The organism is Pedococcus badiiscoriae (genome assembly GCF_013408925.1).
GTDB lineage: Bacteria > Actinomycetota > Actinomycetes > Actinomycetales > Dermatophilaceae > Pedococcus > Pedococcus badiiscoriae.
This window is the reverse complement of the sequence record NZ_JACCAB010000001.1, coordinates 1,949,122-1,960,787: the sequence shown is the minus strand read 5'-3', so window position 1 is coordinate 1,960,787 and position 11,666 is coordinate 1,949,122. Positions and strand designations below refer to the sequence as shown.

Genomic DNA, 11,666 nt, shown 5'->3' with positions numbered 1-11,666 from the left:
CAAGTACGAAACGAAATGTTCGGAGAGCGCCCACACCCTCTTTGCTCTTCGCTTACTCTTGACTTGACCACGCCTAGTGAAGAAGCCGGGGGCCACAGTGTTTCTGTCTGAAATCTGGAGCTCGATGCGCCGGCGGTGGTACCTGCTGATCCTTGGCGTTCTCGCCTCCCTAGGCTTGGCAGTGGGGACAGGAATAGCCGTCGGCCCCAAGTACACCTTGGTGTCCGAGGTGCTCCTGATGCCCCCTGCGAGCAGCACCCCGGGCCGATCGAATCCCTACCTCATACTCGATGGCCTGAGCCCCGCTGTCGATGTGGTGTCGCTGGCTGCAGTTGACCCAGCAATGCTCGAGAAGATGAGGGCTGAAGGACTTGACGCGGAAGTGTTGGTGGAGCGGGACATCTTGAGCCCCGCGCCGCTCGCAAAGGTGACTGTGACTGCAACAACGCCCAGCAAAGCCCTGACGGCTCAGGACATCATGCTGAAGCAACTGCCGGGCACTGTCGCACAGCTCCAGTCGAGCGCCGGCATCGTCGCCTCACAGCAAATCACGACCAGCGTCATCGTCGCGGGCAGTAAACCGGCGACTGTGCGCAAGGGCCAGGTGCGCTACGCCCTCGCCGCCCTGATTGTGGGTGGTGCCACGACTTTCATGCTGATCGGCGGGCTGGATGTCGTTCTGACCCGCCGACGCCAACGCCGACTGGACTCGGTTCCCGCCTCAGGCCCGGTTCCCAGTCTGCTTGAGGACCATCCCATCGATACACCACCGACATCCGCCTCCGAGACAGCCCCCAAGGGCGTCACTGGTCAAGGCCGAGTATCCCCACAGGGTGGACGCAAGATCGCCGCGTCAGCACGAGGATCAGCCCCACGACCATGACCCAGGAGGGGCGGACCTCGGCGCGGGTCGGGGCCCCGGCGAGTCGAACGGCACCTGTCCGACAGGTCTTGGCCGACGGCACTACCTACTTGACCCTCTACGCAGTTCTGCTCTTCGCCGTACCCTCACGCCTGGTCTTCAAGCCGCTCGGCGGGGTCGGGACGCCCGCGGCGATGGTCGGGATGGTGGCCTTCATCTGGTGGGTCTGGGACACGACGCACCGAAGCGGACCACGACGCCCCCTCGTCCCCGTGGAACGGGCTGGCCTGATTCTCCTCGCCGTGGCCCTAGGCAGTTTCGTCGCGGCTACGAGTCGCGTCATCAACACGACGGAAATGCACGGCGTACAGCAAGGCTGCCTCGGCATGATTGCCCTCGTCGGCGTGATGCTTACCTCGTCGGCCGGCGTCACCTCCTCTGAGCGACTTCACGTGCTCCTGCGTAGGATCACGCTGTTCGCGGGACTGGTCGGAGCTCTGGGGTTCATTCAGTTCGTCACGAAACACACCTTCATTGACAACCTCAGCATTCCCGGCCTCACCTGGAACTCAGACGTCGAAGTGGCCGACCGCAACGGCTTCTACCGCCCGGCGGGAACAGCTACCCACCCTCTCGAATTTGCCACGACGACTGCGGTCCTGCTGCCGTTGGCGTTGCACGTGGCTCTGGACTCGAAGTGGGAGACCTCGTCCCTTCGAAGATGGTTCCCCGTGGCGATGCTGTGCCTCGCCGTGCCGCTGTCGATCTCGAGGTCCGCCATTATCGGGACGGCGATCATTGTCGTAGTGCTATTTCCCACGTGGCACCGCACCCTGAGGAAGGCAGCTCTCGTCGTCGGGAGCCTCCTGCTGGTGGCGGTCTACGTGTCCATTCCGGGATTTCTCGGGACCATCCAGGGCATGTTCACTGGTCTGCAGAACAACGCCAGCATCGGCTCGCGGACTGACAGCTACACGCTGGCGAGCGAGTTCATCGCGCGCGCGCCGATCTTCGGACGGGGAGTCGGAACCTTCAACGCGAGTTATCGCATCCTCGACAACCAGTACCTTGCGACTCTCATCGACATGGGGCTCGTCGGGCTGATCTGCCTGCTCGGCGTCTTCGTCACCGGCCTCGTCACCGCTGCACGAGTCCGGATGCTCGCCACGGACGAACGAGACCGCTCACTGGCCATCACCCTGGTTGCGTCGATTGCCGCCAGCACGACCTCCTACGGCTTCTTCGACGCCTTTTCGTTCCCCATGTTCTCGGGTGTGTCGTTCCTCTTGGTCGGCTTGGCCGGACAACTGGGTCGAGAGCAGATCGCGCGGCAACGCGGACGTACAGACGGGCCGGCCAGCAGCGAAACATGGGCAAACTGATGCGCGTGAGTCGTCCCGTCGAGCTCGACTCACGCAACAACGCGCTGAACCTGTTCCGACTCCTACTCGCCGGCCTGGTCCTTGTCGACCACACCTACTTTCTGTCGGGTCATGGCGACGGACCACTCGTGGGAGGCCGCGACATGGGGACCTGGGCCGTGTACGGATTCTTCGCGATAAGCGGCTACCTCATCACGGGGAGTCGCGTTGCCAACCCTTGGGGGCGGTTTCTGCTCAAGCGCGTGGCTCGCATCTTCCCCGGGTTCCTCGCCTGCAACGTCGTCGTCGCGTTTGTGCTCGGACCGATTGCCTGGCTGGCAGACGGCCGCAGCCTGAGCGCCTACCTCACAGGGAGTCACGGTCCGATCGAGTACGTCGTCGCCAACGCACCGCTCAAGATCGCGTTCTACGACATCGCGGGCGGCCCATTCGATGTCCCTATCGCGGGCGTGTGGAACGGCTCGCTGTGGAGCCTCTACTTCGAGTTCCTCTGCTATCTGGCGATCGGGTTCCTGGCGTCGTTGGCGATCATGCGCGGGGCCGCGCCAATGGCCGCGGTGTACCTGGTTGCCCTTGGGGCTTGGGCCGCCGCAGATCGCTTCGCAGGGAGCATCCTTGGTGGCTATCAGGTGCGGACCCTCACAGAGCTCGTGCCGTGGTTCTTCGGGGGCGCCGCCGTATTCTGGCTCACCCGCAAGCGTGTCTTGGACCCGCGCCTCGCCGCGGCTGCCGCCGTCGGGACGGTTCTCCTTGTCGCGCTCTCCGACCGATGGGGCCCGCAAGCCGCGGCCCCACTCGTCGTCTATGACCTGATCTGGCTCGCCACGGTGATCCCCAGTCCTCGGCTGGTACAGACACATGACGTCTCCTACGGCGTGTACATCTACGCCTTTCCCGTTCAGCAGGTCCTGGCGACGTTCGGCGTGGTCTCCGCTGGCATTGCGGCTTTTGCCGCCGCTGCGGCAATCGGGACGGTATCCCTGGCCACCGCAAGCTGGCTGATGGTGGAACGTCCGGCCATGGCACTCCTGCAGCGCGTGAGGTACCCGCCGTGGATGCCCCGCCGGGCGCGGCCGGGATCGTGACGCCCCGCCGCTCGGGCGTCCTGCTCGTCGCCCTTGTGGGCGCCGGTGGAATGCTCGCTGTCGCGTTGGCCATGGCATCCCACCACGTATCCAGGGCCGGGGTGGTGGCAACCGTCACCACCCGCGAACCAGCGCGGAAGTCCTTCCCCACGACGGCCACGACGGGCCTGTCCGACGCGATGGATCTTTCCCCCTATCGAGGCGACTGCACCATAAGCGACGGATCGTCATTGGCGATCCACGATGCCGACGTGGCGGCGATGTGCTCCGCGTTGGTGGTCAGCGATGGATCGGTCACCGTCACAGGGTCGCGGCTCCCTCGCGTCGAGGTACGGTCGCCCGGCACCCTCACAGTGCGCGAGTCCGACATCCAGGGCGGCGATCAGTCCCAGTTCTCGGCCGTTCTGGGCGACATCACCCCGTCTTCGAGCGCGTCGTACCACCTCGTCATCTCTGGCACCGAGATCCGCGGGGGCAAGGACTCCGTCGAGTGTTCCAATGACTGCCTGGTGGAGCACTCGTATCTGCATGATCAACGGTCCTACGGGGGTGCCCACATCCAAGGCTTTCTCAGCAGTGGAGGTCGACACATCACGGTCCGGGGCAATGCGATCGCTTGCGATCCCCCTAGTCCCCGGCAGGGAGAAGGGTGCACGGCAGACCTCGCCCTCTTCGGCGACAACGCTCAGGTGTCTGACGTTCTCGTCGAGGGCAACATTTTTCTGGGCGGTCCGTTTCCGGCGTTCTGCATCTATGGCGGATACGAACCGCTTAAACCCTTTCCCACACCGGAGCGGGTCCGTTTCGTGGACAACGTCTTTGAACGCGGCCCCTACGGCACCTGTGGTCGCTATGGCCCGGTGTCGTCAGTCAAGGCTGGCACCGTGTGGACGTGTAACACCTGGAGCGACGGCGCGGCAGTAGTTCCCACGACCTGAGCCCGAATGCGGTGCTGGAGCCCGAGCCGTCATGCCTCGGAGCTGTCTGCCGACGGGTCATCAACACGTTGACGCCTGGACCGACCCAAGGCTGACTCGACATGTGGCCGAACCCAGTGGAACAACAGCGCGACGTACAGAAGCGCCATGGCGGTCCCGCCAACCACGAGCGATGCCAACGGGGAGGGCATTGCGTCCGAGATGACGCGGCCGACAATGCCTACCGGAACGGCGGCAAGAGTTGGGCGCCAGCTCGCGCGGACGACCGCAGCCCCCGTATGTGGCAGGACCCGCAGCGCGACCAGCAACAACGGGGCAGTCGCAATTCCCGCGACCAGCAATCGCGCGCCGCCGGTGCCCTCCATCCCCCACCTTATGGTCATGAAGATCATGGTCGGGAGGACAAGTGCCACGGACCCGAGGTTGACCCACATGACGGCTCTGCTTCGGCCCTGTGAAAACAGCAGGTTGGACATCAGGTCGGCGACGACCTTGAAGGCACCGAACAGGCCGAGGAGCCCGAGGACGCCGGCAGCCGGAAGCCACTTGCTCCCATATACGAGGTCGATGAGCGGTCGGGCGAGCGCGGCGAGGGCCACCCCGATAAAGAGCGCCGCAGCCCAGGTCACTGAGACCGAGGCCTCCACCACCTCGTGTAGGCGATCCGTCGCAGTGCGCGCATACGCGGGGAGTGAGACGCCTGCGATCGCATTCCCAATGATCGTCGTGGGCCAGTTCGAGATGTTGAAGGCCAACGTGTAGAGCCCAAGCGCGACTTCGCCCGCCACCCGTGCGATGACGATGTTGTCGACTCCAAGGAACACGACTCCGATGAGGTTCACCCCGGCGACGGGCAAGCCGAACTGCAAGGAACTGCGGGCCTCCTCCCGGCGGAATCCCAGGCGAAGGCGACGGCCCGTGAGCACAAACTGCATCGCTGTGCTGATTCCGTGTGCGAGAAGCCGCGACACGGCCAAGGCCATTGGACCCCACCCGTCAAGAACCAGGAGTACCAGTGCGCTGGTGGACACGAAGAACGCCACCACGTGAGTGGCAAAGATCTTCTTCTGCTGGAAATGCCGCAGCATGAAGGAGTAGGGCTCCACCGCCACGCCAGAGATGAGCAGGACGAAGGACAACGCGCGAATGACCGGCGCCGCTGACGGGGTGCCCATTGCCGACGCGAGGGGCCCGGCAGCCGCCAACAGCAGCAGGGTCAAGAAGCCCCCTGTGAGTACTGAGAGGGTGGTGATCGTGGGCGCCTTGGCGTCGAAGTCAGCCGCCTTGACCAGGTCCGCAGTCAGGCCTAGTTCGCTCACCGCCATCAGGATGACCATGACGGTCAAGGAAACGGCAAAGACACCAAAGGCTTCGGGGGCGAGGAGTCGGGCCATGACGATGCCCACGATCAGGTTTGTTGAGCGCAGTAGGATCCCGCCGAGCACGCTCCATGCCAAGCCGCGCCGCACCTGCCGGCCGAGTGGGAGGTCCGACGGCATCGAGTTGTCAGTCACGTGGCCACGCATCCATCACGACCGGAGCAAGAATGGCTTGCCAACGGGCTCACGTTCCACGCTGATGGCGAGCGCTCGTGACAGGTGCTCGCTTGTCAGCTCCCCCGGCTCTGCACTAACGCCGAGTCCGCGGCGGTCCAGCTCGCCAGCGATCATGGTCTGATGGTCGTCGACCATCTCGTTGTGCGCGCGCCGCCGGACGAGGAGGACCGGAGCCTTGCCCAGGTCAAGGCTAGTCAAGGCCGAGCCCACGCCTGCGTGCGCAACGACCAGGTCAGACTCCGCGATCGCCGCCTTGAGCTCACTGGCGGGAATCGACGTCTTGGCCTCAAGGCCGAGCCCGCTCACGTCGGTCACACCCACTTGCCACAACACTGTCGCGCCTGGCGCCAGCACGCTCGGGAGGGTCTTGGCCAGCGCTTCGGCTGCCCTTCGGAAGCCGTACGTGCGCATTGTCCCGAAAGTGACCACGACGCGTCTGGCCAACCCGCCCGGTGGTGGCTCGATGTCCAAGGGTCGGTAGCTGTCGAACACGGAGCCTCGGTACTGCCACTTCTCATCGGCCCAGGCCGGGTACTGCGAATACATCCGCATCCCCGGGAGCGCGGCCACGAGTGAGGCCGTCAGGCTAGGACCGTCGGCTCGTGCAGCGCTCTCGATGAAATGGCATTCGACTCCGCGGGCTCGGGCGATGGGAAGGAATGACAGCGTGATGGCCGACCCCGTGGTCACGATGCGAGCGAATCGTCCGTGCCGCAGGATGCGCTCTGCGGCGGGGATGTTTCTCACGACGGAGGAATAGCTGCGGGGGGCGACGTAGGGGACGTAGTGAACCACCTCGCCCGCCAGCAAGGACCGTGACTGGGGGTCGTCGAACGTGACCCACTCGACGCTCTTCGGAGCAGGCTGGAGGCGCCTGTGCAGCCTCACCAACTGCTCGAGGTGGCCGCCGGTAGATGCGATGAGCAGTGTGGCCCCGCCTGCTCCCCTCATTCGTGAGCCCCCGTCCGGACCTTCTGCCGCTGTGGCGATATCGGGATCGCACCATACGCCTGTCGCAACTGAAAAGCATCCCTTCATCGCATGTGGCGTTGCGCAGGCCCAGAGGCAACAATCCATCTCTGGGGTCTCGCCTTCACAGGGGCGATCGCAATCGACCGCCGGAGCGGCCACGAGGGGAAGGGTCCAGGATGATCAGGGTTGGCGTGATTGGCTTGGGGAAGATGGGCATCTCGCATCTCGCCATGTTCCGCGCACACCCCGACGTGGTGATCGCAGCGGTGTGCGACGCCTCAGGCTATGTGCTGGAGGTCCTGGGAAAGTACACCGGCGTGCGGGCATTCACCGATGTAGAGCTCATGTTGGCCACCGCTGAACTCGACGCGGTGGTGATCGCGACTCCCTCACACCTGCACGGGGACATGATCAGACGTGCTCTCAACGCAAACCTGGCCGTCTTCTGTGAGAAGCCGTTCTGCATCGATGTCCGGGAAGGGCGCGAACTGGCCTCCTTGGCCGCCCGGAGGGGGTTGGTCACGCAGGTGGGCTACCACAATCGTTACGTCGCCTCCTTTGCGGAGGTGCACAAGCTGCTGGCGGCAGGCGCCATCGGAGAGGTCACTCATGTGTTGGCCGAGGCCTATGGTCCGGTCGTTCTCAAGCCCAGCGGTACCTCATGGCGCAGTAGGCGCTCTTCGGGCGGCGGCTGCCTCTACGACTACGCCGCCCACCCTATTGACCTGCTGACCTGGTACTTCGGACCGGCCGACACCGCCGCCGGCAGCGTGTTGCAGAAGGTCTTCTCGACCGAGACAGAAGACGAGGTATACACCACCTTGAAATTCGGGTCACGCGTCACAGCCCAGGTCTCGGTGTCGTGGTCGGACGAGTCTCAGCGCAAGATGTCCACTCAGCTGACCTTCTGGGGCACCAAGGGGAGGATTCACGTCGACCGTCAAGAGGTCCAGGCGTACCTGCGCAACGACGCTCAACCTCCAGAGGGCTACCGGCCGGGCTGGAATGTCAGGTACACCACGGACCTCACTCAGCCGGTCTGGTTCTACCTCCGTGGCGAGGAATACAGCGCTCAGGTGGCCGACTTCGTGCGTCGCGTCCATGACCGTGCGGACTCTGGTGTCAACACCTTCGAGTCGGCCCTTGTCACTGATGAATGCCTGGCCCTCATCATCCAGGACTCCGCCGCCGAACACGCTTGGACTCCTGCCTCTCTGGCCATGGCCGGCGCCATTGGGCTGGACGAAGGCCCTCCCAGGGTGGTGCCGCCGAAGTCCGCGCGCGAGCGGTGGCGGAGCCGCTGGGGCTCGAGGCCACAGCTGAGGGGGTCGCGGTGATGCCTCCGAACAAAGCCCTGGACACGTTGATGCTCGGTGACAACCAGTTCTTCGGCATCAACCACATGTCCGAGGACAAGGCTCGTGCGCAGTCGATGCACTTCCAGGACCTCGACGCCATCATCGCTGTCATCGATGCGGCCTACGACGAGGGCATCCGAACGTTTATGTGCACCACCCACGACCGCATCGCGCAAGTCGCTGAGCACGTAATGCGGAACCCCGCTCGCTACGCCGAGCTCCAGTTCGTCCCTTGCATGCCCTACGCCCACAAGTACGCCAATGCGATGACTGAGGATGGGCTGGTCGGCGCCCTGCGTCGGTTCCTGCCTGCTGAGGGGCTCATGAACGCGGCAGTCCGCGGTGGTCGATCAATTGCCAGCAAGGAGATCCGAGGGATCACAACTCTTCTCATTGACGCCGAGATGACGATGTTCAAGGGATTGCCGACCCCGGTGATCTTCCTCCAGAACGTCGTCGTCGACCTGATCTTGGGCCTTGGGTTCGACGAAGCGTTGGCCATCTTCGCCGACCACGTCCGCTCGCGGTATGGCGCCGAGCCGGGGTTCATCACGATGAACCTTCCACTCCTTTTGGACCGCCTTGACGCGCTCGGCGTCGCCAACCCTGTCGTGTGCGCCAATATCAACAAGATCGGCTTCCGGATGTGCGGAGGGATCCCCGCATACGAAGAGGCGCTGCGCACACGTCCCTTCCGGGCGGTCGCCATGTCGGTTTTTGCCTCCGGCGCCATTGAGCCGCGCGAAGCCGTGGAATGGGTCTGTTCTCAGCCGAACGTCGAATCCATCGTCTTCGGCGCGTCCAGCCGCGCCTCCCTGAGGTCGACCAAAGCGCTCTCAGACGAATTCTGGAGACGAGAGTCCCTATGAGTTCTACCGACGGTCGTACGCAGGGCGTGAGCGCGATGCGCCCACGCCCTGCGTACGACCGGCCCAGGAGGCCTGGGTCACGTTTCTCTATAGAGGATCAACAAAATGGAACTACCCAGTGGCTGGTTCTGCAATGACTGATTTGTCGTCGTAGGTATTGCCGGACCACACGTTGCCCGTCCCGCCCGAAGCCGCACGACGCCACGACACAGAGGAGTAGGCCTGACCGCACTTGCCCTGCGACGTCCGCGAACTAACTGCCGCCGACCCAGCGACACCGGTCGAGCCCTTCTCAAAAACGTTGTTGGTCACGACGATGTGATCCGGGTTCGGGAACGCCTTGCCAGGGTTGTACCCGAACGTTGCGCAGTAGTAGTACGCCTCCGGGTGGGCCTTGAACAAGTTGCCAGTGATAGTCACGTCGGACGCGACAGCAAAGTCACCGAACAGCGACAAGTCGGCGGTGCAGCCTTCCGTCCCGTCACAAGAGAGCGTGTTGTGCTCGATCCAGATATTCGAGTTGCTTCCGCCGCCCGAGTTGAGAATGGCTTGCTGGTGAGCCCCAGATGACTGTTGAAAGTAGGGCGTGTGCAGCCAAGAGTCCTTGACTTTACAGGAGGCGACACACTCGAGCGGGTTCCGTCCGCCGTGCACGTTGACTCGCAGCAGACTCAACATGAATGACGGCTTGGGGGCTGCGACTCCTGCGCCGGGGTAGCTGGTGATTGTGGAGTAGGTGACCTGGTTGCCGCCGTTGCCCTCGCTGTCGGCGATGCTGACGCGGGCGTTCGGGGACTCGACATAGACGCCGGCGAACTTGCTCTTCGTGATGGTGACGTTCGCGGTGCCGTTGACGTAGAGACCTTGCCCTGAGGCCGGGCACTTGTTGGTCAGGTCTTTGGAATCGATGACGACCGTGCCAGAGGAGATTGTGCACGGACCCGTATAAGCGCTGAGCGCGGTACCGGTCGGGATGCCCGTGCTGGCGGGGCCTGGAAAAGCCGAACTGCTCGCCGCGGTTGTGCTCGGCGTCGTGGTCGAGCTCGTCGGGGTGCTGCTCGTGGTCGAGCTGGTGGTGCTCGTGGGCGGCGTGGTGCGCGTCATCCGGTTGCGGGTGTGCTGCACCCAGATCGCACCTCCGTTGGCGGTGCGAGCGCCAGCGCGGGAGATCGCCATGACCTTCTGCATCTGCAGCTCGGTCGTGGCGGACCCGGACGGCAACGTCTGGTGACCGCTCTGTGCGGATGGGCTGCCCAGACTGTGCCCGGAGGCGATCGCGGCTACGCCGCCTCCGACCGCCGCAGTGACGGCCAAAACGGACGTGACGGACAGAGCGGCTTTGGCCACTCGTCTTCCGGGCAGGCGAAGTAGACCCTTGGGGGAAGGGGTCATGGGTGAAACTCCTTTGGGGTGGGGATAGCGCGTGAGGAAGCCCCTGCAAGAGACACCATCCGTGTCCCCAGAACTCGGGACACGGCGCAAACGTATGTTTGACCCAAGCGTTGAAGCTCGGGCGCACCTACGCATCCTGTCGGCACCACCTAGGGCGTCGACGCCCGCCGGTCCTGTGTAGGAAACTGCAAACCCTGCTGCAGGTACGCTCCGACGGAGAGGCCATAAGGGATCTATCGCCTCTAAGGCCGACCATACTGGCGACTCAACCCGGTCAGGTCAAATCCAAACCGGCCTCGTACGTTCGGGTGACACCCCTAACAGGACTACAAATGAGCACGCCGATGGTTACTGGCGAAACACCCGAGAATGTGGTATTGAGCGAACCACTTATCGGCGGGCTACGCGATCAGTCGTGACGAACGCCAGCTCCCGCGGGCGGGCCGCATCGCGCAGGATGGACTCGGGGAGCCCCCGCTGACCCTTCTCGTCGCCGTGCTGGCTGCGGTAGGCCGCCAGCGCGGCCTCCTTGGCGCTCCCGACAGAGGCCGTGTCCACCGCTTCGGCAGTCCGTTCCGCAAGCATGCGCAACAGCTCTCGCAGGCCTTTCGCCCCCCGTGCGTGACGGCGCGACAAGGGCCAGTCGGTCCACAGCCAGATCGGGTACTCGAGGAGTCTGGGACGGCAGCTGGTCCGGGCCAGGGCCAGGCGGGTCGCCTCCGCCGCCGCAGCATGATCCGGGTGCGACTCCTGGACACAGGTCACGTAGACATCGTCCGGGGCGGCCTCGTCGATGAGCCCGGCCAGCCTGACGGCGATCTCTTCGGTGAAGCTGCTCAGGCTGCCGTCGGGAAAGTCCCACTGCAGCAAGTGATCTGGTGGCACACCCAAGGTCCGCATGGCCTCACCCAGCTCTCGGGCGCGAAGCTCGGGCAGGCTGCCGTGGCCGCCCTCCGAATCCTGCCCAGCCTCTCCGCGGCTGAGGACGACGACGTGCGCTTCCACGCCAGCGGCGCGGGCCATCGCCAGACGCGCTCCACACCCCAAGGTCTCGTCATCGGGATGGGGCGCCACCACCAAGAGGCTTCGCGTGCTCACCGTTCCGGTGACGTCCCGTGCTGCACGGTGGAGGGCCTGCTTCGCCATCCCCCGAAGCCCCGCTGTCGTCCTGCGTGCTGCCTGCTCCACGTGCCTCAGCACGCCCCCTCCGTAGACCGGCCCTGGACCTTCACTGTGAACCTCCGCGATCAGC

General features: G+C 64.5%; 10 protein-coding genes. 6 read left to right on the top strand and 4 right to left on the bottom strand.

All coding sequences use genetic code 11. The features are described 5' to 3' along the window. Nucleotides 1-76: 76 nt before the first annotated feature. From BJ986_RS09385 to BJ986_RS09370, 4 genes are all read left to right on the top strand, one after another. Nucleotides 77-883: a YveK family protein gene (locus BJ986_RS09385; protein ID WP_179421738.1), complete on the top strand. Its 807-nt coding sequence runs from the start codon at nucleotides 77-79 to the stop codon at nucleotides 881-883. 89 nt (nucleotides 884-972) lie between these two features. Then, on the top strand, nucleotides 973-2,244 hold the full coding sequence (locus BJ986_RS09380) for an O-antigen ligase family protein (RefSeq protein ID WP_179421737.1): 1,272 nt from the start codon (nucleotides 973-975) through the stop codon (nucleotides 2,242-2,244). Further along, nucleotides 2,232-3,329, top strand: a complete 1,098-nt coding sequence (locus tag BJ986_RS09375) for an acyltransferase family protein (protein WP_179421736.1) — start codon at nucleotides 2,232-2,234, stop codon at nucleotides 3,327-3,329. Before BJ986_RS09380 ends, BJ986_RS09375 begins: the two co-directional genes overlap by 13 nt. Continuing rightward, nucleotides 3,296-4,267, top strand: coding sequence for a hypothetical protein (locus BJ986_RS09370; RefSeq protein WP_179421735.1), 972 nt, complete (start codon nucleotides 3,296-3,298; stop codon nucleotides 4,265-4,267). The genes BJ986_RS09375 and BJ986_RS09370 overlap by 34 nt, the downstream gene beginning before the upstream one ends. 29 nt (nucleotides 4,268-4,296) lie before the next feature. Here BJ986_RS09370 and BJ986_RS09365 read toward each other — a convergent pair whose 3' ends face one another. Both BJ986_RS09365 and BJ986_RS09360 read right to left on the bottom strand, forming a co-directional pair. Continuing rightward, nucleotides 4,297-5,781: an oligosaccharide flippase family protein gene (locus tag BJ986_RS09365; RefSeq protein ID WP_179421733.1), complete on the bottom strand. Its 1,485-nt coding sequence runs from the start codon at nucleotides 5,779-5,781 to the stop codon at nucleotides 4,297-4,299. A gap of 15 nt (nucleotides 5,782-5,796) precedes the next feature. After that, nucleotides 5,797-6,774 (bottom strand): glycosyltransferase, encoded by a 978-nt coding sequence (locus tag BJ986_RS09360; RefSeq protein ID WP_179421732.1) that lies wholly within the window; start codon nucleotides 6,772-6,774, stop codon nucleotides 5,797-5,799. A 197-nt stretch (nucleotides 6,775-6,971) separates the two neighbouring features. Here BJ986_RS09360 and BJ986_RS09355 point away from each other — a divergent pair, with 197 nt between their 5' ends. Both BJ986_RS09355 and BJ986_RS09350 read left to right on the top strand, forming a co-directional pair. Continuing rightward, on the top strand, nucleotides 6,972-8,132 hold the full coding sequence (locus BJ986_RS09355) for a Gfo/Idh/MocA family protein (protein ID WP_179421730.1): 1,161 nt from the start codon (nucleotides 6,972-6,974) through the stop codon (nucleotides 8,130-8,132). After that, nucleotides 8,084-9,022 carry a hypothetical protein gene (locus BJ986_RS09350; protein WP_337795074.1) on the top strand — a complete coding sequence of 313 codons (939 nt, stop codon included), beginning with the start codon at nucleotides 8,084-8,086 and terminating at the stop codon, nucleotides 9,020-9,022. Before BJ986_RS09355 ends, BJ986_RS09350 begins: the two co-directional genes overlap by 49 nt. Nucleotides 9,023-9,133: 111 nt before the next feature. Here the strand turns inward: BJ986_RS09350 and BJ986_RS09345 are convergent, their stop codons facing one another. Beyond that, nucleotides 9,134-10,414, bottom strand: coding sequence for a hypothetical protein (locus tag BJ986_RS09345; protein ID WP_179421729.1), 1,281 nt, complete (start codon nucleotides 10,412-10,414; stop codon nucleotides 9,134-9,136). A 390-nt stretch (nucleotides 10,415-10,804) separates the two neighbouring features. Further along, nucleotides 10,805-11,488 carry a PIG-L family deacetylase gene (locus tag BJ986_RS09340; protein WP_179421728.1) on the bottom strand — a complete coding sequence of 228 codons (684 nt, stop codon included), beginning with the start codon at nucleotides 11,486-11,488 and terminating at the stop codon, nucleotides 10,805-10,807. Nucleotides 11,489-11,666 lie beyond the last annotated feature (178 nt).

Bases quoted from the DNA above. Each gene is read 5' to 3' on its own strand.
- BJ986_RS09355 (WP_179421730.1), top strand. From the start codon at position 6,972: ATGATCAGGGTTGGCGTGATTGGCTTGGGGAAGATGGGCATCTCGCAT.
- BJ986_RS09360 (WP_179421732.1), bottom strand. From the start codon at position 6,774: ATGAGGGGAGCAGGCGGGGCCACACTGCTCATCGCATCTACCGGCGGC.
- BJ986_RS09375 (WP_179421736.1), top strand. From the start codon at position 2,232: ATGGGCAAACTGATGCGCGTGAGTCGTCCCGTCGAGCTCGACTCACGC.
- BJ986_RS09345 (WP_179421729.1), bottom strand. From the start codon at position 10,414: ATGACCCCTTCCCCCAAGGGTCTACTTCGCCTGCCCGGAAGACGAGTG.